Annotated in this window: 22 protein-coding genes and 1 riboswitch; of the genes, 17 read left to right on the top strand and 5 right to left on the bottom strand. The window is 64.1% G+C overall.

All coding sequences use genetic code 11. The features are described from left to right. Positions 1 to 116 precede the first annotated feature (116 nt). Positions 117 to 884: an NAD kinase gene (locus K5R33_RS02910; protein WP_220747464.1), complete on the top strand. Its 768-nt coding sequence runs from the start codon at positions 117 to 119 to the stop codon at positions 882 to 884. 39 nt (positions 885 to 923) lie between these two features. Here K5R33_RS02910 and K5R33_RS02905 read toward each other — a convergent pair whose 3' ends face one another. Further along, positions 924 to 2,105 (bottom strand): S8 family serine peptidase, encoded by a 1,182-nt coding sequence (locus tag K5R33_RS02905; RefSeq protein ID WP_255576060.1) that lies wholly within the window; start codon positions 2,103 to 2,105, stop codon positions 924 to 926. Positions 2,106 to 2,298: 193 nt separating this feature from the next. Between K5R33_RS02905 and K5R33_RS02900 the strand changes: the two genes are divergently transcribed. Beyond that, positions 2,299 to 2,880 (top strand): hypothetical protein, encoded by a 582-nt coding sequence (locus K5R33_RS02900; protein WP_220747463.1) that lies wholly within the window; start codon positions 2,299 to 2,301, stop codon positions 2,878 to 2,880. 22 nt (positions 2,881 to 2,902) lie between these two features. On the opposite strand, the gene K5R33_RS02895 is transcribed toward K5R33_RS02900, so the two are convergent. Beyond that, on the bottom strand, positions 2,903 to 3,757 hold the full coding sequence (locus K5R33_RS02895) for an SMP-30/gluconolactonase/LRE family protein (protein ID WP_220747462.1): 855 nt from the start codon (positions 3,755 to 3,757) through the stop codon (positions 2,903 to 2,905). Positions 3,758 to 3,866: 109 nt separating this feature from the next. Between K5R33_RS02895 and K5R33_RS02890 the strand changes: the two genes are divergently transcribed. Together K5R33_RS02890 and metG are read left to right on the top strand one after the other, a co-directional pair. Further along, a complete protein-coding gene (locus tag K5R33_RS02890; RefSeq protein WP_220747460.1) occupies positions 3,867 to 4,604 on the top strand; it encodes a helix-turn-helix domain-containing protein in 738 nt (245 codons plus the stop codon). Between the two features lie 85 nt (positions 4,605 to 4,689). Beyond that, a complete protein-coding gene (metG, locus tag K5R33_RS02885) occupies positions 4,690 to 6,408 on the top strand; it encodes a methionine--tRNA ligase (protein ID WP_220747459.1) in 1,719 nt (572 codons plus the stop codon). A gap of 64 nt (positions 6,409 to 6,472) precedes the next feature. On the opposite strand, the gene K5R33_RS02880 is transcribed toward metG, so the two are convergent. After that, positions 6,473 to 7,210 (bottom strand): sulfite exporter TauE/SafE family protein, encoded by a 738-nt coding sequence (locus K5R33_RS02880; RefSeq protein WP_220747458.1) that lies wholly within the window; start codon positions 7,208 to 7,210, stop codon positions 6,473 to 6,475. Positions 7,211 to 7,311: 101 nt separating this feature from the next. Here K5R33_RS02880 and K5R33_RS02875 point away from each other — a divergent pair, with 101 nt between their 5' ends. From K5R33_RS02875 to K5R33_RS02865, 3 genes are all read left to right on the top strand, one after another. Beyond that, a complete protein-coding gene (locus tag K5R33_RS02875; RefSeq protein WP_220747457.1) occupies positions 7,312 to 7,701 on the top strand; it encodes a VOC family protein in 390 nt (129 codons plus the stop codon). A 132-nt stretch (positions 7,702 to 7,833) separates the two neighbouring features. After that, a complete protein-coding gene (locus K5R33_RS02870) occupies positions 7,834 to 8,964 on the top strand; it encodes a calcium-binding protein (protein WP_220747456.1) in 1,131 nt (376 codons plus the stop codon). Between the two features lie 394 nt (positions 8,965 to 9,358). After that, positions 9,359 to 9,826 carry an Hsp20 family protein gene (locus tag K5R33_RS02865; protein WP_220747454.1) on the top strand — a complete coding sequence of 156 codons (468 nt, stop codon included), beginning with the start codon at positions 9,359 to 9,361 and terminating at the stop codon, positions 9,824 to 9,826. Between the two features lie 397 nt (positions 9,827 to 10,223). On the opposite strand, the gene K5R33_RS02860 is transcribed toward K5R33_RS02865, so the two are convergent. After that, positions 10,224 to 11,090, bottom strand: a complete 867-nt coding sequence (locus K5R33_RS02860) for a hypothetical protein (RefSeq protein ID WP_220747453.1) — start codon at positions 11,088 to 11,090, stop codon at positions 10,224 to 10,226. Between the two features lie 128 nt (positions 11,091 to 11,218). Here K5R33_RS02860 and miaB point away from each other — a divergent pair, with 128 nt between their 5' ends. The 10 genes from miaB to metK all read left to right on the top strand — a co-directional run bounded on the left by miaB (position 11,219) and on the right by metK (position 20,444). Beyond that, positions 11,219 to 12,544 carry a tRNA (N6-isopentenyl adenosine(37)-C2)-methylthiotransferase MiaB gene (gene miaB, locus K5R33_RS02855; protein WP_220747451.1) on the top strand — a complete coding sequence of 442 codons (1,326 nt, stop codon included), beginning with the start codon at positions 11,219 to 11,221 and terminating at the stop codon, positions 12,542 to 12,544. Between the two features lie 190 nt (positions 12,545 to 12,734). Then, entirely contained in the window at positions 12,735 to 13,061 is a 327-nt protein-coding gene (locus K5R33_RS02850) for a hypothetical protein (RefSeq protein WP_220747449.1), read from the top strand. A gap of 326 nt (positions 13,062 to 13,387) precedes the next feature. Beyond that, positions 13,388 to 14,056, top strand: a complete 669-nt coding sequence (locus tag K5R33_RS02845; RefSeq protein WP_255588403.1) for an OmpA family protein — start codon at positions 13,388 to 13,390, stop codon at positions 14,054 to 14,056. Between the two features lie 14 nt (positions 14,057 to 14,070). After that, positions 14,071 to 14,379, top strand: coding sequence for a hypothetical protein (locus K5R33_RS02840; protein ID WP_220747448.1), 309 nt, complete (start codon positions 14,071 to 14,073; stop codon positions 14,377 to 14,379). A 116-nt stretch (positions 14,380 to 14,495) separates the two neighbouring features. After that, complete coding sequence (locus tag K5R33_RS02835; RefSeq protein WP_220747447.1) at positions 14,496 to 15,551, top strand: PhoH family protein; 1,056 nt, start codon at positions 14,496 to 14,498, stop codon at positions 15,549 to 15,551. After that, positions 15,548 to 15,880 (top strand): ribonuclease E inhibitor RraB, encoded by a 333-nt coding sequence (locus tag K5R33_RS02830; protein ID WP_220747446.1) that lies wholly within the window; start codon positions 15,548 to 15,550, stop codon positions 15,878 to 15,880. Before K5R33_RS02835 ends, K5R33_RS02830 begins: the two co-directional genes overlap by 4 nt. Further along, on the top strand, positions 15,877 to 16,365 hold the full coding sequence (gene ybeY / locus K5R33_RS02825) for an rRNA maturation RNase YbeY (protein ID WP_220747445.1): 489 nt from the start codon (positions 15,877 to 15,879) through the stop codon (positions 16,363 to 16,365). Before K5R33_RS02830 ends, ybeY begins: the two co-directional genes overlap by 4 nt. Positions 16,366 to 16,383: 18 nt before the next feature. Then, positions 16,384 to 17,313, top strand: a complete 930-nt coding sequence (locus tag K5R33_RS02820) for a CBS domain-containing protein (RefSeq protein WP_255576062.1) — start codon at positions 16,384 to 16,386, stop codon at positions 17,311 to 17,313. 394 nt (positions 17,314 to 17,707) lie between these two features. Then, positions 17,708 to 19,195: an apolipoprotein N-acyltransferase gene (gene lnt / locus K5R33_RS02815; protein ID WP_220747444.1), complete on the top strand. Its 1,488-nt coding sequence runs from the start codon at positions 17,708 to 17,710 to the stop codon at positions 19,193 to 19,195. Positions 19,196 to 19,203: 8 nt separating this feature from the next. Beyond that, a riboswitch (SAM-SAH riboswitch) is annotated at positions 19,204 to 19,253 on the top strand. A 6-nt stretch (positions 19,254 to 19,259) separates the two neighbouring features. Beyond that, positions 19,260 to 20,444 (top strand): methionine adenosyltransferase, encoded by a 1,185-nt coding sequence (metK, locus tag K5R33_RS02810; protein WP_220747443.1) that lies wholly within the window; start codon positions 19,260 to 19,262, stop codon positions 20,442 to 20,444. 89 nt (positions 20,445 to 20,533) lie between these two features. Here the strand turns inward: metK and K5R33_RS02805 are convergent, their stop codons facing one another. Further along, positions 20,534 to 22,783 (bottom strand): calcium-binding protein, encoded by a 2,250-nt coding sequence (locus tag K5R33_RS02805; protein WP_220747442.1) that lies wholly within the window; start codon positions 22,781 to 22,783, stop codon positions 20,534 to 20,536. Between the last annotated feature and the right edge of the window lie 215 nt (positions 22,784 to 22,998).

Here is a 22,998-nt window from a genome sequence, read left to right as displayed (position 1 = left end):
TGTCACCCATGGGCGTCGGTCTTTCCCATGGGCGTCGCAATGTGCGTGCCATGGCTTGCCTTTCGCCGATCCGGTCGCCAACCCTGGGCGCCTAATCTGGCCGTGAGAGAGGGCCCATGCCCGCCGACCGCAACATCGCTTTCCTGGCCTCCGCCGCCCCCCCCGCGCAAGAGGCGTTGGCCAGCTTGACGGCTCGCTACGGTCAGGTCCCGCCGGACCAGGCTGAGGTGATCGTTGCCCTGGGCGGGGACGGCTTCATGCTTGAGACGCTGCACAGCACCATGGCCCTGGCCGCGCCGACCTATGGGATGAACCGGGGCACCGTCGGCTTTTTGATGAACGAATACGCCGAGGACGATCTGCTTTGGCGTCTGGCCGCCGCTGAAGAGGCCGTGATCCATCCGCTGACCATGCGCGCCACCCGCGCGGGCGGAGAGGTGGTCGAGGCCCTTGCGATTAACGAGGTCTCGCTGCTGCGCGCAGGTCCCCAGGCCGCGCGCTTGCGGATCGCGGTCGATGGGCGGATCCGCATGGACGAGTTGGTCTGCGACGGCGCCCTCGTGGCAACCCCCGCCGGGTCGACCGCCTACAACTACTCGGCCCATGGTCCGATCCTGCCCATCGGGTCCGAGGTTTTGGCCCTGACCGCCATGTCCGCCTTCCGCCCCCGGCGTTGGCGCGGGGCGATCCTGCCGACCTCTGCCACGGTGCGGTTCGACGTCCTCGATGCCGACAAACGTCCGATGATGGCCGAGGCCGATGGCACCTCCGTGCGCGATGTCGTCCGGGTGGAGGTCCGCTCCAACCCCACCATTGCGCACCGCCTGTTGTTCGACCCCGGTCACGGGCTGGAAGAACGGCTGTTGCGCGAGCAATTCACCTGAGCGGGATGACGTCTGGTCAGTCGAGTCGGCCGTGCCAGGTCAACAGCGTTCTGGCGCCTGCATGAGCCCCGCACCAAAAATCCATTCGACACCCGCCGGTCCAAGGTCCACGGCGTCTTGGGCCATGGCACGGCGGATCGCCTCGACCGAGGCGCGCCCGTAAAGCGCCCGGTCCGACGCGATCCGCGCCGTGACAAAGGGCGCCGCAATCGAGGTCCCGGTCACGAACCGCCCTCCGTTGAGGCCCGGGACAAAGACATCCACCCCCGGCGCCGCGATATCCACATGGGGTCCACGGACGGCGTGGCGATAGGGCCGCTGTCGCGCATCCACCGCCGTCACTGCGATCACCGATGAAAATGCAGCGGGAAACTGCTCTGCCGCTTGGGGGCCAGCGTTTCCGACGGCGGCCACCAGAACCATGTCCCGTTCGGCAGCCGTGCGGACCGCGAGATCCAACAGTTTGTTGTACGGTCCCGCCAAAGACAGGTTCACGACACGGACGTCGTTTCGCGCGAACCAGTCCAGCGCACGCACGAGGCTGTCCGCCCCCGCTGCCACATCATTGGGGCCTGTGGCCATCACATCCGCTGCATAGAGTGTCACGCCCCGCAGTCGCGAAGGGTCCGCGAGGACGGAGGCCACATCGGTCCCGTGTTGCATCGGTGGCCTCGGTCCCCGCGCAAACCTTCGGGACACGACCCGCGCGCCCTGCAAACCTGGGGCGGCGGGGTCCACGCCGGTATCTATCAACCCAACCGGACCGACCGCGCGGCACGCGGCCTCGGGCCAGTTCAACGCAGCATTGGCAAACGACAGGGAGGCGGTGTCGGACGTCGGCGCATCCTGTTGCACACGATAGGCGTGGTTTACGCCGACCACCGCCGTGTCCACCCGTGCTTCGAGCGCGGCAATGGCCTCCTGCCCGCTGATCCCCTCTGGCAAGTCCACCGCCACAAGGTAAAGGCCCAGACCATCCAGGTTTTGGCCAGGGTGCGCGGCATACCCCAGGGCCTCTGCCGCGCGGTTGAGCGCCTGGCTCTCTCGCCGCGACGGCACCAGACCGTAGACGCGCCCGACCTCCAGAACGGTCGGGGCTGTGCCGGATCGCGGCCCGGGACCCGAGACGCAGCCCGCCAATGCCAGCCCAACGCAGGCGACAAGACCCAGGTGGATCAGGCGACGCAGGGGCATGGGGCTATAGGCACTTACTTTGGGCATGGCGTCGGGTCTCCCTGGCATGTCTGGCCCTGTGTCGCGCGCCACGGCCTATCGGTTCAATCTTTTTTGACCGGTTGGTTGATTTCAACGTCGCGGCCGTTGCCCCTTGCCCGCCGCGCCGATTGAGAGAGATATAGAAGCATCGCTGCGGCCCGATGCCCGTGGGTCCGCGCCCCTAGTCAAAGGATCGTCCATGGATCGAGATGAGACGACGCTTGCCTATCTGCAGGACCGGCTGTCGCCCGAGGACCGCGCCGCCTTTGAGGCCGAGGCCGCGCGTGATCCGGCCCTTGGCGCGGAACTTGCCGTCCTTCGCCAGGCACGCGTCGCCCTCGCGCCTACGGAGAATGCGGAGCGTCAACGGGCTGGCTGGGCGCGCTTGTCTGCGGCCCTGTCAGCAGGGGACGACGCCACGGGAACCGCCAATGACAATCGGTGGCCCTCCCTGTCCCTGGTGCAGGCGGCTGGCGTCGTGGTCGCCGCAGTCGCCATCTGGCAGTTGGCGGCGGTCCCCTTGTTCACGTCTGATCCGGGCGGGCGCTTCGTCCCTGCGTCCGAGACAGCCGAGGGACCCGCGCTCCAGGTGGTTTTCGCCGCAGGGGCGACCATGGCCGAGGTCAACGCCCTGTTGTCATCGGTCGACGCCGAAGTGGCCTCGGGACCGGGCGCCTTGGGCGTCTATCGCCTGACCTTTGTGGACGCCATGGCCCGCGACGCGGCGCTGGATGTGCTCGCCACGGCGCCGGCCCTCGTGGCAGAGGTCATGGCGGACTGACCGGCAGGCCGCCGCCGGCGCCTCATGGTGTGGACCTGACCTCCACACGCCCGTCCAACATCAGCGGCAGGATCAGGGCATCCCCCAAACGGGCGATATCCGCCAATCCCGGCCCGTACTGGGCCACCGTCTCCGGGCCTGTCGCACCCACCTTGATCAGCGCGCCCGTGATCCAATCGCTGACCATCAGATCGGCGCCCATGCGTACAATCCCGTCCAAATTGCCAAGCTCCGGCGCCAGGACTGTGAGCGCCTGGGTCGTCAGATCAACGGCCAGCAGGTCTCCGGCCCGTTCTGTCGAGAAATCATCCCGCAGGCCCGCCCCCCAGGAGCCGACCACCAGACGGTCCCCATCCAGCAGCAGGCCGTTGGGATGCGACAAGGCCGGATCCTGCATCCACATCGTCAGCGCCCCATCGGCATAGCGCCAAATGCTGTCTGTCATCATGTCGCTGATAAACGCCTGTGTCCCGTCCGTCGTCACATCGTTCAGGAAGACAGCCCCCGGAGCTTTCAGGCTCTGAATGCGGGTGCCGGTTACCCGGTCGATCACGTGCAGGTGGGTAAGGTCACTGACCAGTAGATGATCGCCCAACAGGGCCAGACCCTTTGGGGCATCCAGGCCGGTGACCCAATCCGCGTCCAACATCTGTCCATCCGGCGACAGCACCGCCAACCCACCGCTGCCATCGGCCGCCCCGGGATCGCCGCCGATGATGCTCAGCACGATATGGTTTTGCTCTGGGTCGAAGACGGCGCTTTCCGGCATGTCGAACGGCCCCGCTGTCCAGCGCAGGTCATCGGCGACGACGGGCGCCGGTAAGGCCGCAAACGTGCACAGGGCGATGGTCAGGGCAGGGGAGAGTGACTGGGGCATGACAGGGTCCTTTCGTTTGGACCCATGACCGCATTAAGATACGATGATTGCCACTTTGATATGTCTGGTATCAAAAACCGATACCAATCTCACGCTGAGGCGTCATCCCATGTCTCCAGACCTGTTCGAAGTCCTCAAATTCACGCTGAAGGCCAGACGCATGACCTATGCGAGCCTGGCTGCGCGGCTCCACCTGTCCGAGCCGACCGTCAAGCGCATCTTCGCGGAGCGCGATTGCAAGATGAGCCGCTTGGACGAGATCTGCGCGGTGCTCGGCTTGACCCTGGAAGATCTGGTAGCCGAGGCCGCGCGGATCGAGGTGCAACCGACCGATCTGTCCCGTCAGGTGGAGGCGCGCCTGGCCGACGACCGGCCAGCGTTCCATCTGTTTCTTCTGTTGCTGGACGGGATGACAGCGGACACAGTCCAAGCGCACTATGCCCTGTCAGACACAGCCCTGTTTGACATCGCGCGGCGCCTTGAGACGCTTGGCTTGGTCGATGTTCTGCCCGGAGGGGCCCTGCGCCTTCGGGTCCAGGCGCCAGTGCGGTTTCGACGGGATGGGCCCCTGCATCGCGGGTTGATGGATCTGAACATGGCCTTTCTGCGCGCAACTTTCTTGCGCCCCGATGGTCCCCAATCGGCCTTTGGGACCCAGACGCGCCAGGTCTCTGGGGCGACGGCGCGGCACATGGTGTCTCGCCTTCGGGATCTGGAGGCCGAACTGTCAGATCTGGCCCGGCGCGATCAACTGACCCACGCGCCCGATGCGTTGCACACCTATAAGCTGACTACGGCTTGGGCCCCGATCTCATTCGTCGATCTTCTCGCGTTGGATACCCCATAGGCCATCGCACCTGGCAACGAATGGCGGCTTTCGGTTCGGTGCAATCCGCCCTAGAACCCGCCAGGACTTCTTCTCGGAGACACCCATGCCCCGCACGCTCATCACCTCGGCCATTCCCTATATCAACGGCATCAAGCACCTGGGGAACCTGATCGGCAGCCAACTGCCTGCCGATCTTTATGCCCGCTATGCCCGGGCGCGTGGACACGAGGTGATGTTCATCTGCGCCACCGATGAACACGGCACCCCGGCTGAACTGGCGGCGGCCAAGGCCGGGAAACCAGTGGCCGATTACTGCGCCGAGATGTGGCAGGTCCAAAAGGATCTGGCCGACGGGTTCCGGTTGTCCTTTGACCACTTCGGACGGTCGTCGTCGCCCCAGAACCATCGTCTGACCCAGCATTTCGCCGGGCGCTTGGCCGAGGCCGGGCTGATCGACGAACGGTCGTCGCGTCAGGTCTATTCCAACGCCGACGGACGGTTCCTGCCCGACCGCTATATCGAGGGGACCTGCCCGAACTGCGGCTTTGAGGACGCGCGCGGCGACCAATGCGACAATTGCACCAAACAGCTTGATCCCACCGATCTGATCAACCCGCGCTCCACCATTTCCGGCTCCACCGATCTGGAGGTGCGGGAAACCAAGCACCTGTACCTTAAGCAATCGCAGTTGAAGGATAAGCTGGACGCCTGGATCGACAGTCAAGACGGCTGGCCGGTGCTGACGACCTCCATCGCGAAGAAATGGCTGCATGATGGTGACGGCTTGCAGGACCGGGGCATCACCCGCGATTTGGATTGGGGGATCCCGGTCAAAAAGGGCGACGCCGATTGGCCCGGGATGGAAGGCAAAGTCTTCTACGTCTGGTTCGACGCTCCTATCGAATACATCGCGGGCACGGCCGAATGGGCCGAGGCGCAGGGGAAGGCGGAGGCCGACTGGCGACGCTGGTGGCGTACGGATGAGGGCGCGGAAGACGTGCGCTACGTGCAGTTCATGGGCAAGGACAACGTGCCCTTCCACACGCTCAGCTTTCCTGCGACCTTGCTTGGATCGGGCGAGCCTTGGAAGACGGTCGATTACCTCAAGTCGTTCAACTATCTGAACTACGACGGTGGTCAGTTCAGCACCTCCCGCGGGCGGGGCGTCTTTATGGACCAGGCGCTAGAGATCCTGCCCGCCGATTACTGGCGCTGGTGGCTGCTGTCCCATGTGCCGGAGAGCAGCGATACCGAATTCACGTGGACCGCGTTTCAGACCGATGTGAACAAGGATCTGGCCGATGTCTTGGGCAACTTTGTCAGCCGCGTCACGAAGTTCTGCCGGGCAAAGTTCGGAGAGGTCGTGCCCGAGGGCGGGAATTGGGGCGCCCAGGAAGAGGCGCTGATCAAGACGTTGACGGGGCGGCTGGACACCTACCAGCTCCACATGGACGCCATCGAGATCCGCAAGGCCGCGGGCGAGTTGCGCGCCATCTGGGTTGCGGGCAACGAGTACCTGCAGGAGGCCGCGCCTTGGTCCACCTTCAAGACCGACCCCGCGCGGGCAGCGGGCCAGATCCGATTGGCTCTGAACTTGATCCGTCTTTATGCGGTTCTGTCGGCGCCGTTCATTCCGGATGCGGCGCGCGCGATGCTGTCGGCTCTGGGAACCGAAGACGACGCCTGGCCTGAGGATGTCCGCGTGGCCCTTGCGGTCTTGCCTGCGGGCCATGGCTTCACGGTTCCAGACGTGTTGTTTGCCAAAATCACCGACGACCAGCGCGAAGATTGGGCCGAGCGATTCGCCGGAACGCGCGCCTGATCGGGGGGGGACCTGCGGTACACCGCAGGTCTGCCTCCGCTGACGCGGAGGCGGCGCCAGGTGCTTAGGTGAAAACGTCCCAGAGAAGTTTCACAGACACCAGCAACAGGGCGATCTCGACCAGCAGGAAGAAGACGTGCTGCGGCAGCCATCGACTAATGCGCGACCCGCTCCAAGCCCCCGCGACCGCAAAGGGGGCGAGCCAGAGGACCGATTGAAGGCTGTCCGATGTGATTTGCCCCGCCGCGATAAAGGCGGGCAGTTTCATGAGGTTCACGCTGGCGAAGAAGATGGTCGTGGTGCCCAGGTAGCGCATCTTTTCGAGGCGCTGGGGCAAGATATAGGCCTGATAGGGCGGCCCTCCGGCATGGGCGATGTAGCTGGTCAGGCCAGCCAGCGCCCCCAGAACCACCCCGCGAGATGCCTCGACCGGACGGGGCGGTGCGACAAGGCCCCTCAGCCGGTTGCGCCATGTTGTGCTTACATAGGCCAAACCGATCCCGGCCAGCAAAAGCCGAACGGGATCGCCAGAAATATATGAAATCGCTAAGTATCCAAAGGCCACACCCACGGCGCCCGCAGGCAGCAAGATACGGAGGTTGGCCCAGGAAAAGGACCGGCGGAACAGATGCACCGCATAGACGTCGGCCACGTGGTAGAGCGGCAGTAGCAAACCCGCCGCAAGCGCTGGATCCATGTAGAGCGACAGGAGCGGCACGGACAGGATCGCCATCACGGGCATCCCGCCTTTGGAGATGCCGAGAATAAAGGCCGCCAGTCCGGCGACGATCCAAAAGTCCATACCTACACCGATGCGCTGCCGCGACCCGATCGCCCCATGCCTGAGCCCTCTGTCGCGCGCAACCACTTGCGCCCGCGTCCGGGGATGCGGATGACTGGGGAATGACGACGCTTACCCTTGGGGCCTTCGCCTACATCGTGCCGGACTATGACGCCGGGATTGCGTTCTTCACGGCGCTTGGCTGGCGCCTGGCCGAGGACGTCGACCAGGGCCATAAGCGCTGGGTCACCGTGACGGACGGACACATCAAGCTCGTCCTTGCCCAAGCGGACGGTCCCGCCCAGCGTGCGGCCATTGGCGCCCAGTTCGCTGGCCGCGTTGGGCTGTTTCTCTATACCGATGATTTTGCTGCCGCTGCCGCTCGGATCGTTGCGGCCGGTGGTCAGTTTCAAGAGGCGCCGCGCCGCGAATCATACGGAACCGTCGCGGTTTGGACGGACCCTTGGGGCACGCGCTGGGACCTTATCGAGGCGACTTCAGGGCAGGATTGACCGCGTATTCGGAACAATACTCCGCAGGCTTCGTAAGCCGTTTCTCCAGACTGTGGCAATTTTAAGATTTGCGTTGACGCCAAGGGGGCAGCCACGGACCTTGCCGGAGTCTGCATTGCCTGGGGAATGATCATGTTGGGACTAGTTGCACTCGTTTTACTCGGCGGCGGTTTGCTGCTGACGCTGTTTGATGACGACGATGAGACCGGCAGCAGCCCCGATCCGCTGGATGGTGGCAACGGCGACGACCAACTGACCGGAACAGACGACGCCGAGCAGATGACCGGCGGGCGCGGAAACGACCTGCTGGATGCGTTGGATGGCGATGACACGGTCCTTGGCCAGGTTGGCAACGACACGCTCAATGGGGATGGCGGCAACGACAGCCTGCAGGGCGGGAATGGTGCGGACCTTCTGAACGGCGATGCGGATAACGATACCCTGTTGGGGAATGCGGGCAATGACGTGCTCAATGGCGGCGGCGGTGAGGACGTTCTGTCCGGGAACGACGGCAATGACCTGCTGAACGGTGGCCCTGCGGCCGACAGGCTTGCGGGCGGGTTTGGTGAAGACGTGCTCCGGGGCGATGGTGGCGATGATACCTTGCTCGGTCAGACGGGACGGGATGAGTTGATCGGCGGCGCCGGTGACGACATCCTGCGCGGCGGCTTCGGCGATGACACGCTCCGCGGCTCCGTTGGAAATGATGAGTTGCGCGGCGAAGTGGGCAATGACTCGCTCTTTGGAGCCGAGGACGATGACACAATCAGCGGCGATGACGGTGACGACACCATCGACGGGTCCCAAGGCAATGACCTGATGGATGGCGGCGCGGGCAATGATGTCATCTTTGACTTCAGCGGATCTAACACCATCGACGGTGGCGGTGGGGACGATTCCATCGGACGTCTCGATTTGGATGGGATCGGCGCGCCTGGGATTGATGTGATCGACGCGGGCAGCGGCAATGACACGATCGTGCTGGGCGATGCTGACTTAGTGACCGGCGGAACCGGGGCCGATGAATTCCAAGTGTTTGGATCTGCGGCAGAGGACGTTCCTGTCATTGAGGATTTCAACGCGGACGAAGACGATCTGATCTTGCTCGTCGATGGGTTGGCCATCGACGGCACGCCGGAGCCCACGGTCACGGTGCGCGCGGTCGGTGCGGACGTGATCGTGACGGTGGACGAGGTCGATTACGTGCGCCTCAACAACGTCACGGCGCCGCCTGCGATTGTTCTGCGCGACAGCGGGGTCTGAGACCCCAGCCGCACCGCGCGGACCCGTGGACAACTCAACCTTTTGGTAACCGCTCCGCCCGACAAGGGCGGGGCTGCAGCATTTTCTAGACAGGACGGCCGACGGGCCCCATGGCGTGACGCCCCATGGGCACCGGGTGGTCGGGCCCGCCCCCCATCAGACCTTCGCACAGGGTGCGGGGGCCTCCCATTTGGTTCGGTCGTCCGCCCCTCGGGTGGCGCCATCCCCTAAACATGCGAGATCTCGCCAGAGCCGTTCAATGCCCTCTTGAACGGCCCGAAAGGCGTTCACACATCTTGAGGTGTCAGACGCCAAGATGGGTCTGACGCACTTGTCCCCGGCCCGCGTTTGGGAGGGGGCGCACATCTGTATCGCTTCAAGAAGGATGCATCGAATGCGAACCTATGATTTCACGCCGCTCTATCGCGCCACCGTTGGCTTTGACCGCATGGCCACTCTGCTCGATCGGGCCATGGCCGCCGATACGGCGACGACCTACCCGCCCTACAATATCGAGAAGCGGGGCGACGATGCTTACCGCATTTCCATCGCGGTCGCTGGTTTTGCCGAAGAAGACCTGTCAATCGAAGTGCGCGAGGCACAGCTGACGGTCACCGCTCGCAAGGCGCCGCGCGATGAGAAGACGACCTACCTGCACCGGGGCATTGCCCAGCGAGCCTTTGAAAAGACGTTCCAATTGGCGGACCACGTCCATGTGACCGGCGCCGCCCATGTGGATGGGATGCTGCATATCTCCCTTGAGCGGCAGGTCCCCGAGGCCCTGAAGCCCCGTCAGATCGCCATTACGCGCGGCGGCGACACGCCCGCGCTTGAGGCGACGTCCGAGACCGTCGAGGTGTAACGCCGACCCAGGACTGTGCCTCCGGCCGAGACGAAGCAGCGCGCGCCCCCGCCCCCCGGGGGCGCGCGTTTTATTGTGTACCTGGGTCTGGTCAGGGGCCGATGACGTTGAGGGTATGCGGGCATATTTTTGGAACATCGAAAGGGGGGCGCCGGGTTTGCGACTGGGCGTCTGTGGAGCAGAACCGGTATCTCTGGGCGGGCGCGGGTGTTTGGTGCCAGGGTCTGCGGCGTTGTTCGATAGGCTGAATGGCTCGGACTGAGACAGTCTTTGCCATGGTTCTTGTAAGGGCGTTTCTATTGAGATGACCGCTGGGGTGGGAGAAGAACGTCTGGCCCGTCGGCGTGCCTGGTGGGGCGTCGTGCGCGCCGTTACGGGGCTTTCAGGCGCGCCTAGCCTAAAACCACTGTCCCGGCTCCATTAGGCCCAGGTCCATGAGTTGTTGCGCGCGCCAGTCGAAGCGCACCGACCCGTCCCAATCTAACCGATCGATCGCTGCTCGGCTGCCCGGGTTCGTCGCCAGAGCCTTGGCCGCGCGAAACGAGGCGACACAGGCGGTCATGGAATGGTGCCAGGGGGCAGAGACGGTGCACATCTCCGGGTCGCTCACGGTATGGTCGGGCAAAAGCATCAGGCCCTTGCGGGCGCGAAACATGGAGACGCGGTCGATGCGGCGGCGATCCCAGGGAATATGCTCCTCGAACCGCCAGCGCAGACCCCCGAAAATGTCGATCTGTCGGTCTTTGACCTCGCCCGCGTCGTCGTCCCAGCGGGCCAACGCGTAGTAGCCCGCCGCGTCCATCCAGGCGTCAGTGGTATCGACACCGTTTCGCCCTGGGTCCATGTCCCGGGCGTAGAGATCCACAATGCAGGTCAGGATCGCATCGCGGCGTTCCTCGGTGCAGAAGGTCATCGCCTCGCCCACAGTGCGGGTCTCGCAAAACGGGGTGAATAGGTACTCGGCGTTGTGGGCCCAGGCCGTCCAGGCCCCATCGGGCCGCCCGGGCAGCAATGCGTTGACACAGGCGCAGGCCATGTCCTCGGGCCGGTGGTCCAGCCGCACAAGATGTACCCCATCGGGCAGGGGGGCGGGCGGCGCCACGCCAGGTGCCAGAGCAAGGACAATGGTGCCAAAGCCTAAGGTTACGTGATGGGCGAGGGTGCCCGCGACCTCCACCCCGTCTTCGCAGACGATGACCATCAGCGGCTCGGCACCCAGACTGGCTGCGGCCTTGGCCAGATCGGTGAGGGAGGTCAGCTCCATGTCGGGTCCGATGCCAAAAGGTTGCGCGTCTCCCCGCCGGGTGTCCCATGGCAGGCGGGTCTTTCGCAAGTCCGCGTCCTGCGCTATGCCCCCGCAACCCCCTCTTTTGCTAGGACGCGAGGCGCGCGATGACCGACCGGCCCAAGAAGCTGCACGTGAAGACCTACGGCTGCCAAATGAATGTCTATGACAGCGAGCGGATGGCCGAGGCCATGGGGCCGCAGGGGTATGTGACGACGGACCGCCCCGAGGAGGCGGACCTGATCCTGCTCAACACCTGTCACATCCGGGAAAAGGCCGCCGAGAAGGTCTATTCCGAACTGGGGCGCCTCAAGACGCTGAAGGCCGATAATCCCGATCTGCGTATCGGCGTGGCGGGCTGCGTGGCCCAGGCGGAAGGGGCGGAGATCATGGCGCGACAACCGGCCGTGGATTTGGTGGTGGGGCCCCAGGCCTATCACCGCTTGCCCGATCTGGTTGCGCGGGCCCGGGCCGGTGAGCAGGCGCTAGATACGGACATGCCCGAAGAGGACAAGTTCGAGCATCTGCCCCAGGCCAGGACGCCCGCCGCGCGCCCGACGGCCTTCCTGACCGTGCAGGAGGGGTGCGACAAGTTCTGTGCCTTCTGCGTGGTGCCCTACACCCGTGGCGCCGAAGTGAGCCGCCCGGCCAAGCGGCTGCTGTCTGAGGCGCGCGCGCTGGTGGACCGTGGCGTCAAGGAAATCACGCTGCTGGGTCAGAACGTTAACGCCTACCATGGCGACGGCCCAGAGGGCGGCACTTGGAGCTTGGCTGACCTGATCTGGGCGCTGGACGGGATCGATGGGTTGGAGCGGATCCGGTTCACCACCTCGCATCCCAACGATTTCACGGATGATCTGATCGCGGCCCATGGGACCTGCGCCAAGCTGATGCCCTACCTGCATTTGCCGGTGCAGGCGGGCAGCGACCGGATCCTGAAGGCCATGAACCGCAAGCACACGGCGGCCCAGTATATCGAGTTGATCAACCGGTTGCGCGCCGCGCGGCCCGATCTGCTGCTGTCTGGCGATTTTATCGTGGGCTTCCCCGGAGAGACCGATGCGGATTTCGAGGACACCCTGCGCTTGGTAGAACAGGTGGGATACGGACAGGCCTACAGCTTCAAGTACTCCGCCCGTCCGGGCACGCCCGCCGCCGAGAAGCAGGGCGTCTCAGATGCCGTCGCCTCGGAGCGGCTGCAGCGGTTGCAAGCGCTTCTGACCCGGCAGCAGCAGGCGGCGCAGCAGGCCATGGTCGGGCGGGAAACAAGCGTGCTGTTTGAAAAGGCAGGGCGTCTGCCGGGACAGCTTGTGGGCAAGTCCGAGTATCTGCAGGCCGTTCACGTTGAGGCACCCGATTCGCTGCGGGGGCAGGTAGCCCACGTTCGCGTGACCGAGGCGAAGGCAAATTCCCTGGCCGCGGTGCTGATCTAGCCCCGCCGGGCTGGAATTGGCGCCCGATCAAGGACAGTCCGCTTGAATGCCAAAGGCTGTTTCCAGTTAACCTATTGATTGGACTGTTTATTCACTTCCCCTGTACTTCCCTGTCATAAGCCTGCTGAGGGTGAGGATCGGTTGCGTCGGCGTCTGCCAGACCGCGCACCTCGCCTAAGGGGAGATCGAGATGACAGTGATGAGATCCATGCTTTTCATGGCGGCGGCGGCGATGGCGTTTGTCCCTATGGCCGCTCCGGCGGGACACCACAGTGCCCAGGTGCGGACCCAGGACGTTCGGATCACCGTGAGCTGCGCGCGCTTTTCGCTGAAGGGCGTCATTTGGGATAAACCCCAGGCCGTCTTCCTGGATGACCTGGTGCGGGCGGGCTATTCGCCCGAGCGCGCTTACGCCATCGGAAACCGGATTTGCCGGGACGAAGCCCTGGTCGGCAACACAGCAGCCATGGGTGCCACAATGCGGAATATTCTGCGCGCCTCGCCGCCTGGACGCTGACACCTGTTGCTGATCGGTGGTCAACGGACCTGATCAGGAGCCGGTTCGACGGGCCCTAGACACGCCCGGCCAAGAGAGTTCGGCAAAATGCTGCTGTTAGGCTGTGGATAAGTCCTGCCAAAGCTAGAGTGGCCACACCATCCGATGATGCTGGCCCGGAAATCCGTCTAGATATGGTGATTTGGGCTTTGCTCACACGCAATGTTTGCTACTCTGGACAGCATAAGCCGCGCCCACATGCGTTGTCTTGCCCCTAGGTCACCCTGTTGGCTGTGGAAATCCATGTGGATAGGCGGTGACCGGATTAGGCAAAACAGGGGGACAGGGTGTCTCGTTTCTCAATGAAGTCGCTACGATTGGTGGCTGCGGGTCTGGTGGCGACTGCCATCGCCATGACCGCTCCGGCATCGGCGCAGAACGTGGGCGATGTGGGGCAGGACTCCGCCGGCAACGTGTACACTTTCATCTTGGATACCGACGGCAATGGTCGTTGGATCCGGGGCCGCGTCGCTGAGGGGCGGGAGCGGACCATCCTGGCGGAACGCTATACCCCGACCATTTGGACCGACCCCGATGGCTGCGAGCATTGGGTTATGGATGATGGCGTCGAAGGTTTCATGACGCCCCATGTGACGCCAGACGGCCGCCCGGTGTGCAACCGCGCCCAGGCTTGCGGTGTGATGCAAACCGATCAGTTCTTCGCCACCGACAGCGCCCGGATCCATGCGGCGGGTCGCGCCGAATTGGTTCGCTTCTTCCAGAGCGCCTCGGCCAGTGCCTATGGCATCCAAGGCCACACCGACAGCCGGGCTTCGGACGCTTATAACCTGCGCCTCAGCAAGCGCCGTGCGGATGCTGTGGCCGATGTGGCCCGCTCCACCGGCGCCCGGGTGATCGATGTGCGTGGGCTGGGCGAACGCCAGCCGCGCGCAACGAACGGCACGGCTGCGGGTCAGGCACAGAACCGCCGCGTCGAAGTGATTTGCTACCGCTAAGAGGGGATGGAGATATGACCACCATCACGAAGACCATCGCCCTTTTGGCCTGCGCCGGTGCCCTCGCGGCCTGCGACACCGATAACTCGGGTGACAAAACCGTGGACCGCCAGCTGATCGGCCGGTCGTCCCTGCAGGAACTGTCGCCGGGCATCTGGGTCGACCCCCAGGGCTGTGACCACTGGCTGATCGACGACGGTGTCGAAGGGTACTTGTCAGCGCGCCTGTCGCCAGATGGCAAGCCCGTCTGCTCGGGGACGGCCCCGCCGGAATATGTCACCGGCCCGTTCCGTGGCGGCCAGGATGTCAACGATCCGATCTGATTTGGCTGTCACACAGAATATGTGTTCGGCATGAAACAGGGGGCCGCGGCGGAACCGTCGCGGCCCCCGTTGCGTCTGTCTCAGGACCGTCGCATCAATGGGTCAGACCGGCCCGAATGATCGACCAACCGGAAGGAGCCGCTTTGGCCACAACCCTCGCCCCTGACGCCCTGGATGCCATCGCGCTCCAACTCGACTTTCCCGACAACCGTTTGATGATCGACCTGGTTGGCCCGTCCAGCGCCCATTTGGCCCAGATAGAGCAACTGGTGGGCGTGCAAATCGTCCATCGCGGCAACACCTTGATCGTCCACGGTGAGGCCGCGCCCGAGGCGGAGCGCGTTCTGGGCGCGCTCTATGCGCGGCTAGAGGCGGGCAAGGACGTCAGCATGGGCGTGATCGACGGGTTGATCCGTCTGCGCGGGGATGAGGCCGAGGCGCGAGAAGGCGATCAGAAGGAGCTGTTCGCGGGGCCACCCCTGGAAATCCGCACCCGCAAAAAGACGATGGAGCCCCGCACCGAGGCCCAGAAAGCCTATACCCAGGCGCTGCTCGACAATGAGCTGACCTTCGGGATTGGCCCAGCTGGGACGGGCAAGACCTATATCGCCGTGGCGGTGGCCGTGTCCAAGTTCATCTCGGGCGAGGTTGACCGGATCATCCTGACCCGCCCGGCGGTGGAGGCGGGGGAAAAACTGGGCTTCCTGCCCGGCACCCAGGATGAAAAGGTCGATCCCTATATGCAGCCGCTTTACGACGCGCTGAATGATTTCTTGCCGGGCAAGCAGTTGGCGAAACTGCGCGAAGAAAAACGGGTTGAGATTGCGCCCCTGGCGTTCATGCGGGGGCGCACCCTGTCCAATGCCTTCGTGATCTTGGACGAGGCGCAGAACGCGACCACCATGCAGATGAAGATGTTCCTGACCCGGCTGGGGCAGGGGTCGCGCATGGCGATCACGGGCGACCGGTCCCAGGTGGATCTGCCGCGCGGGGTGCAGTCGGGGCTGCGCGATGCGGAAGCGATCCTGAAGGGGACCGACGGCATCAGCTTCAACTACTTCACGGCGACGGATGTGGTGCGTCACCCCTTAGTGGCCAAGATTATCCAAGCCTATGAGGCCGATGACACCCGTCGCGAAGCCGCGCGCCTGGCCCGCGAGGAGCGGGAGTGACCCACGACCCAGCCGCACAAAGGGCGGCGACCGAGGTGCTTTGGGCGGAGATCACGGGCCAGGGCACACCGCCGGATAAGGGGATGCTCGATCTGCATTTTGTCGCCGGTGCCGAGGCCGACGCGACGGAGTTCATGGGGTGGCTCGAAGACCACGGATATGACGTGGAACACTATGAGGCCGACGAAGACGAGGAAGAGACGATTGAGGCGCAGACGCCCGAGATGCGCCTAAGCCTTGAGGCGATCCTGGAGGAGGAACGTCGGACAACGGAGGCCGCGCTCGGCTACGGCTATCGCCCCACGGGCTGGGGCGTGATGTTCACATGACGGTCGATGTCCTGATCGAGGACGACCGTTGGACGGCCTTGGAGCGTCTGGCCGCCGTCGCCGTTCCAGCGGCATTGGCCGAAACGGTGGATGGTGGCTTGGCCTGGGAGGTGGCGGTGCTGGGCTGTGACGATGCGCGTATCGCGACCCTGAATGCGGATTTCCGGGGCAAGCCCCGCCCGACCAATGTCTTGTCCTGGCCCTCGGCAGAGCGGGCACCAGAGGTTCCCGGCGAGCTGCCCCCGCCACCCGACACCCATGACCCGGAACTCGGCGATATCGCGATTGCCTTTGAGACCTGCGCGCGCGAGGCGTCGGAACAGGGGAAGACCTTTGACGCCCATGTGATCCACCTGCTGGTCCATGCCACCCTCCATTTGCTGGGCTATGACCACGAGACGGAGGCCGATGCCCTGCGCATGGAATCGCTCGAAGTTAAAATACTCAAGGAATTGGGCCTTCCCGATCCCTATGCCGACGCGTAGAGTGTCGGAGTCGGCAATATGGCCGGCGTCACTTACGGGGGACCCTTCGGTCCGATGGACAACGACGGCTCGTCTAGCGCGGCGCATCGCGCGCCGACGGAAGACACAACGACAGACATCACGCCAGACGACCCTGCAGGTCGGTCCGGTTTTCTCAAACGCCTCTTTGGCGGCGCGCGGTCCCCGTCGGTCCCCGCAGCTCCGCCGGTCGCCGCGGATGTCTCTCCGCCACGGGCGATGCCCGGGCTCAAGAACCTCCGACTGAAACGGCTCGACGATGTTCTGATCCCTCGGGCGGAGGTTGTCGCCGTGCCGGTCGATATCTCCCTTCATGATCTGGTGGCCAAGTTCCGTGAAAGCGGCATGACGCGATTGCCGGTCTTTCAGGGGACCTTGGACGAGCCCCTGGGCATGATTCACCTCAAGGATTTGTCCCTGAACCATGGCTTCAACGGGGATCGGGACAAGCCGCTCGATTTGGAGCCGCTGATCCGCCCTCTGATCTACGCGCCGCCGTCCATGCCCATCGGCGTGCTGCTCACCAAAATGCAGACGCAGCGCATCCATATGGCCTTGGTCATCGACGAATATGGCGGCGTGGATGGGCTGGTGACGTTGGAAGACCTGATTGAACAGGTCATTGGTGAAATCGAGGACGAACACGACCAAGAGGAAGGCAAGTTCTGGCGCCAGGAAAAGTCCGGCTGCTACCTGGCCTTGGCGCGCACGCCTCTGTCGGATTTCGAAGCGGAGATCGGGTTCAAACTGATCGAGGGTGAGGACGAGGAAGAGATCGACACCCTGGGCGGGTTGGTCTTTATCCTCGCCGGCCGCGTTCCCGCCCGGGGGGAGGTCATTCCCCATGCCTCCGGTGCCGAGATCGAAGTGGTGGACGCCGATCCCCGTCGGATCAAGCGCCTGCGGCTCCGAATGCCCGCCGCCGCCTAGACAGTCGCAGCACATCTCCAGACGAGGCGATCCCACGACGACCGCTCGGGTCACGGGCGTCCATCGATCGGCGCAGCCCTCGCACGGCAAGCCCGTCGACCAGGGGAAACCGCAAAACGGAAAGCCGGAACTTACCAGTCCACCGGCCTCCGAACTGGCACCCACCTTCCATCGAGAGCCTTGCCGCCGCCCTTTCGATGTTCCCCAAATATGCCAATACACCCGTTGCGCCACGCGCGCGACGCACCCATTTCTGGGTCCACCGCTGCCCAGTGCCGAGGCGGCAAGCCAGAGTGAGTCGATTTCGCAAGACCTCCGCGCCAGGACATGTTGGAAGGAGAGCGCGGAGCTCTTGGGATCAGGGCCTCCCGATCCTGATTGAGGCGAGGCGTCCATGGCACGGCTGTTTCCAACTTGGTTTGTTACCCCCGTCTTGCTGATCCTTGCCGGTGTGGGGGCGGCCTTGGGACAGGCGCCTTGGGGCCTCTGGCCCGTGGCGCTTGGGGGGTATGCCTTGGGGCTGTCTCTCATGACGTCCTCAGCGCGGCCCGTGCTTGCGGGATGGCTGTTCGGCACCGCGCATTTTGGCCTGTCGCTGCATTGGATTGTGGAGCCTTTCCTGGTGGATGCCGCCCAAACAGGGGCCTTGGCGCCCGTGGGGTTGATCGCCATGGCCGGGGGCATGGGCGTGTTCTGGGCTTCGGCGGCTGGCCTGGGACGGCGGCTGGAGCACGGTGCGCTCGGCATGGCCGTCGCGCTCTGTCTGGCGGAATTGGCGCGCGCCTATGTGTTGACCGGCTTCCCCTGGGCTTTGCCGGGACACGTGTTCATCGCCTCTCCGGCGCTTCCGGCAGCGGCTTGTTTGGGCGCCCATGGGCTGGGGCTGTGCCTGCTGCTGGGGCTTGGGTTGGTGCTGCGATGGCGGGCCGCGCCCGCGGTGCTTGGCGTAGCGCTTTTGGCGACCCCGTTTGTCTTAGCGGCGCTCCTGCCGTCCGCGCCCCCCGCGACCGGGGCGGCCCCCACCGTGCGCTTGGTGCAACCCAATGCGCCGCAACATCTGAAGTGGGACCCCGAATGGATGGGGATCTTCTTTCGAAGGGGGTTGGAGGCAACGGCGGCCGAGGGCACTCCCGATGCGGTGATCTGGCCCGAGACCTCCTTGCCCCAACTGCTGGGCCGGTCCGGAGACGTCCGACCCATGGTGGCCCGTGCCAGCGGCGGGGCGCCCATCGTCATCGGAGTGCAGCGGTATGACGAGGCGGGCGCTCCCCGGAATGGCCTCGCCGTGCTGACCGGACACGGCGGTACGGTTGAGACGATCTATGACAAGCACCGCTTGGTTCCATTTGGCGAATACCTTCCCTTGCCTGGGGTTGCCGAGGCCCTTGGGTTCGGTGCCTTGGCCAAGCAATTGGCGGGACGTTACGCGCCCGGTCCTGGCCCTCGGCTGATCGACGTGCCGGGTTTGGGCGCCGTGCTTCCGATGATCTGCTACGAAGCGATCTTTCCCCAGGATATCCGGCGCGTGGAGCGTCCCCGGGCCATCCTGCACCTGACCAATGATGCTTGGTTTGGAACCTACGCGGGGCCAGCGCAGCATCTCGCGCTGGCCCGTCTTCGCGCCGCTGAGAGCGGGCTACCCCTGGTGCGGGCTGCGAATACAGGGATTAGTGCAGCGATCAATGGGCGCGGTGAGGTGCTGGCAACGCTCGGGCTGGGGCGGGCGGGTCACCTGGATGTGACCTTGCCGCCCGCGCTGCCGGAAACGGTCTATGTCAAGACAGGCGATTGGGTCGTGGGTGCGACCCTGGTGCTGCTGTTGATCGGCCTATCGGTGCTCGGGCGGCGGAAAACGGTGGACGTTACGCCAGATCGGGCTTAGCCACCGGGACAGCACCCCAACGGCTTCCTGACGGGGTTTGCGCAGTTTGATCGGAGCATCCCCCATGAGCAGTCGCCAGTCCTATTCCTTTACCTCGGAATCCGTGTCCGAGGGCCATCCAGACAAGGTCTGTGACCGCATTTCCGATGCCGTTCTCGATGCCTTTCTGTCCGAAGAGCCAGAGGCCCGCGTGGCCTGTGAGACCTTTGCGACCACCAACCAGGTCGTCATCGGCGGTGAGGTCGGGTTGTCCGATCAGGACACGCTCAAAGACTACATGGGCAAGATCGATCAGATCGCCCGCGCCTGCATCAAGGACATCGGCTATGAGCAGGACAAGTTTCACCACGCCACCTGTGACGTGCTGAACCTGCTGCACGAGCAATCCGCCCATATCGCCCAGGGTGTCGATGCCTCCGAGGATAAGGACGAGGGCGCGGGCGATCAGGGTATCATGTTCGGCTATGCCTGCGATGAGACGCCCGATCTTATGCCCGCGCCGATCCAATACGCCCACGCGATCCTGCGGCGCCTGGCCGAGGTCCGCAAGAACGGCACCGAGCCGACCCTGGGTCCCGATGCCAAGTCGCAGTTGACCGTCCGCTATGAGGGAGGGCGGCCCGTGGGCGTGTCCTCCGTGGTGCTTTCGACCCAGCACCTGGACGAGACCATGACCTCCGAGGACGTGCGCGCCGTGGTGGAGCCTTACATCACCGAGGTGCTTCCCGAGGGCTGGTTGGATGCCTCGACCGAATGGTGGGTGAACCCGACGGGCAAGTTCGTGATCGGCGGCCCCGATGGCGATGCGGGCCTAACCGGGCGCAAGATCATCGTGGACACCTATGGTGGGGCGGCGCCCCATGGGGGCGGGGCCTTCTCCGGTAAGGATCCGACCAAGGTGGACCGCTCGGCGGCCTATGCGGCGCGCTACCTTGCCAAGAACATCGTGGCCGCGGGCATGGCAACGCGGGCGACATTGCAGTTGAGCTATGCCATCGGCGTGGCCAAGCCCCTGTCGATCTATGTGGACACCCATGGCACCGGCGAGGTGCCCGAGGCCGAGATCGAACGCGCCGTCGCCTCGGTGATGGACCTGACACCGCGCGGCATCCGTCAGCATCTGGGCCTGAACCGCCCGATTTATCAACGAACGGCGGCCTATGGTCACTTCGGTCGCCAGCCCGAGGCCGATGGCGGCTTCTCCTGGGAGCGGACGGATCTGACTGAGGCGCTCAAGTCCGCCGTCTAACAGGGCCTAGGGGGCAGGGCGCACCCAAGAGCGCGCTGCCCCTAGCACACAGAGAGGCCACTGGACCGGCGCCTCCGTCGCCCGCGCCCTCACTGGAAGATGAAGTCGGCCTCCGTCAGGGTTGTCGTTGCCGCGGCGTTCTTGAGAACGATCTGGTAGGCCCGGAACGCAACGTCGATGGTCAAATCCGCGCCCGATGTTTGGATCGTCAGGTCGCTGAACCTTTGGCCGCCACGGCTCAGGTCGATTTTGTCCAGCCCGTCTTCGAAATCCAGGATCGTATCGACCCAGTTCGAGAAGTGATCGTCGATCACAAAGACATCGGCGCCCGCGCCCCCGGTCAATTGGTCCGCGTCGTCGCCACCGTTGAGCGTATCTGCCCCCGCGCCACCCAAAAGCGCGTCGCGCCCTTTATCGCCCAAGAGGATGTTGTCACCGGCAGAGCCGACGATCCGGTCATTGGCTTGGGAGCCGATGGCATTCTCGATGCTGATGAAGGAATCGCCCATGGCATCCCCGCCGGACGTGAACCCGACGCCAAGGTTCAAAACAACGCGGACAAAGGAGTCCGCATAGGACACGAAATCGCTGCCGTCGCCGCCGTTGAGCGTGTCTGCCCCCGCGCCCCCGATCAGAGTGTCCTGTCCACCTTCCCCCCGCAGGCTATCGTCGCCGAAGCTCCCGTCTAGGACATTGCCACTCTCCGTGCCGACCAACAGGTCGTTGCCACTGCCCCCCGTGACGTTCTCAAAGTTCGAGATCACATCCCCTTCCGCCGTGCCGCCAGAGGTGAAGTTGACATCGATGTTCACAACGACGCGGTCGTTTGAGCCGAGAAAGCTGACCGTATCGCTGCCAACGCCGCCGTCCATCGTATCGGCGCCGATACCGCTGATGAGGTCGTCGTTCCCGCGACCTCCATAGGCCAGCATCCCGCCATCGGCAAAGAGGTCCGAAATGATGATATCATCGCCGGTCCCACCATCCATCGTATCGGCGTGACCGAAGGATCGCAGGAAATCATCGTCCGCTCCGCCATGGACAAAGTTCGCGCCCAGGCCACCTGTCAGCGTATCGCTGCCAAACGAACCGTAGACGCTGTCGTTTCCGTCCGCGCCATCTAGGCTGTCATTCCCAGAGAACCCAAAGAGCGCATTGTCGCCCGCGTTACCGAAGATCGTGTCGTTCCCTCCATTCCCGGCGCCTCGGCTGTTTGCCGTGCCCTTGAGGATCAGCACTTCCGTAGTTTGGTCAAACAGACGCTGATCGGCCCAAGCCTCGATCGTGTCTTGGCCTGTGCCGCCAATGACGAACATGTCAGCCGTGTCGGTAATAAACCGGTCGTCGTCGGCGCCCAAGTCGATGGTGCCGCGAACCACACCACCGCGCACGTCCACCGTATCCCCGCCGTCGCCGGTCTCGATATCGCCAAGGATAACACCAAGGTTCTTGATAGAATCCGCCCCGGCAAAGGTCTTCACATCGCCAAGGATGGTTCCAGTATTGGTTAGCGAATCGCTGCGCAGGGTTAGGGAGACATCGCCGTTCATCTGACCTCGGTTCACGATGTCGGCGGTCCCCATCGCGACGTTGATTGCTGCCGTTGGTCCGCTGATCAGCCCGTCGTTGACCACCAGGTTGACACCGCCGTCGTTGGAATTCTCATTGACCAGCTTGATGGCCGTGCCGTCAGACAAGATCTCGCCGGTGTTGACGATAATCACGCCGTTCGTGGTGTCGGAGGCGTTGTATTGGATCGCTTCGGTCTTGCCCCGAATGGTGCCTGAGTTCGTGACGGTGTGGGGGGTGCCATCGCCAAACGCCTCTGACAGGGTGATCCCGCGGCCCCCGGTTCCCTCGATCCAACCGTCGTTTGTCACGGAAATACTGCCAAAGCGAACGGCAAGCGACAGGCTGACGTTGTCTCCAATGATCCGTCCGCTGTTCGAGATATCGACCTCTGACCGTGACGTCGCAGAGATAAAGCCAGTGGTGACCGCTTCTTCGTTGAAGGATTGGATAAGCCCTTCATTTGACAGTCGGAAGGATGAATTTGTCCCATCGAGGATGGCGATAATACCCGACGCGAGCCCGCCTTGCGCGGTTATGGAGCCCGTCTTGCCGACGGAAATATCCACGTCCTCCGTACCGGAGATGACCGCATTTTGACCCAGCCCCGCAAGATAGCCCAACACCGCGAGTGAGGCGTCGCTGCCGGTTATGGTCACGCCGGCTGTGACCCCCGTTGCAATTCCGCCGCTCGGGGCAATGAATCCGATATCTCCGGTGTTGAGGACCTGGTTCGCCGTCGTGTCGGTGGTGATTACAAAGGATGGCATGGCAATGCTCCGGTTTTAAGAATGGCGGCAGGGCGCACGTTGGGGCGCGGACAATGGGTGTTGGGGCATGGCCGAAACCGGACAGATCGCCCAATGCGTCCCGATTGCGGAACACATCCCTGGCGCGGCCCCGGATCGGTGAGCGCGTGATCTATGGGCATGGCACACCTCCCCCAGACGCGTGTCGAATGCCGTCAGACTAACCATTGGTTCGG

The sequence above is a fragment of the Jannaschia pagri genome, from assembly GCF_019655435.1.
Classification (GTDB): domain Bacteria; phylum Pseudomonadota; class Alphaproteobacteria; order Rhodobacterales; family Rhodobacteraceae; genus Jannaschia; species Jannaschia pagri.
The sequence above is the reverse complement of the archived record's forward strand: the minus strand, read 5'-3'. Positions and strand labels throughout refer to the sequence as shown.

Excerpts from the sequence above, each read along its gene's own strand:
- lnt (WP_220747444.1), top strand. The coding sequence starts at position 17,708 with ATGGCACGGCTGTTTCCAACTTGGTTTGTTACCCCCGTCTTGCTGATC.
- K5R33_RS02870 (WP_220747456.1), top strand. The coding sequence starts at position 7,834 with ATGTTGGGACTAGTTGCACTCGTTTTACTCGGCGGCGGTTTGCTGCTG.
- K5R33_RS02875 (WP_220747457.1), top strand. The coding sequence starts at position 7,312 with ATGACGACGCTTACCCTTGGGGCCTTCGCCTACATCGTGCCGGACTAT.
- K5R33_RS02820 (WP_255576062.1), top strand. The coding sequence starts at position 16,384 with ATGGCCGGCGTCACTTACGGGGGACCCTTCGGTCCGATGGACAACGAC.
- ybeY (WP_220747445.1), top strand. The coding sequence starts at position 15,877 with ATGACGGTCGATGTCCTGATCGAGGACGACCGTTGGACGGCCTTGGAG.
- K5R33_RS02880 (WP_220747458.1), bottom strand. The coding sequence starts at position 7,210 with ATGGACTTTTGGATCGTCGCCGGACTGGCGGCCTTTATTCTCGGCATC.
- K5R33_RS02890 (WP_220747460.1), top strand. The coding sequence starts at position 3,867 with ATGTCTCCAGACCTGTTCGAAGTCCTCAAATTCACGCTGAAGGCCAGA.
- metK (WP_220747443.1), top strand. The coding sequence starts at position 19,260 with ATGAGCAGTCGCCAGTCCTATTCCTTTACCTCGGAATCCGTGTCCGAG.
- K5R33_RS02840 (WP_220747448.1), top strand. The coding sequence starts at position 14,071 with ATGACCACCATCACGAAGACCATCGCCCTTTTGGCCTGCGCCGGTGCC.
- metG (WP_220747459.1), top strand. The coding sequence starts at position 4,690 with ATGCCCCGCACGCTCATCACCTCGGCCATTCCCTATATCAACGGCATC.
- K5R33_RS02805 (WP_220747442.1), bottom strand. The coding sequence starts at position 22,783 with ATGCCATCCTTTGTAATCACCACCGACACGACGGCGAACCAGGTCCTC.
- K5R33_RS02835 (WP_220747447.1), top strand. The coding sequence starts at position 14,496 with ATGATCGACCAACCGGAAGGAGCCGCTTTGGCCACAACCCTCGCCCCT.
- K5R33_RS02850 (WP_220747449.1), top strand. The coding sequence starts at position 12,735 with ATGACAGTGATGAGATCCATGCTTTTCATGGCGGCGGCGGCGATGGCG.
- K5R33_RS02860 (WP_220747453.1), bottom strand. The coding sequence starts at position 11,090 with ATGGAGCTGACCTCCCTCACCGATCTGGCCAAGGCCGCAGCCAGTCTG.
- K5R33_RS02905 (WP_255576060.1), bottom strand. The coding sequence starts at position 2,105 with ATGCCCAAAGTAAGTGCCTATAGCCCCATGCCCCTGCGTCGCCTGATC.
- miaB (WP_220747451.1), top strand. The coding sequence starts at position 11,219 with ATGACCGACCGGCCCAAGAAGCTGCACGTGAAGACCTACGGCTGCCAA.
- K5R33_RS02900 (WP_220747463.1), top strand. The coding sequence starts at position 2,299 with ATGGATCGAGATGAGACGACGCTTGCCTATCTGCAGGACCGGCTGTCG.
- K5R33_RS02865 (WP_220747454.1), top strand. The coding sequence starts at position 9,359 with ATGCGAACCTATGATTTCACGCCGCTCTATCGCGCCACCGTTGGCTTT.
- K5R33_RS02910 (WP_220747464.1), top strand. The coding sequence starts at position 117 with ATGCCCGCCGACCGCAACATCGCTTTCCTGGCCTCCGCCGCCCCCCCC.
- K5R33_RS02895 (WP_220747462.1), bottom strand. The coding sequence starts at position 3,757 with ATGCCCCAGTCACTCTCCCCTGCCCTGACCATCGCCCTGTGCACGTTT.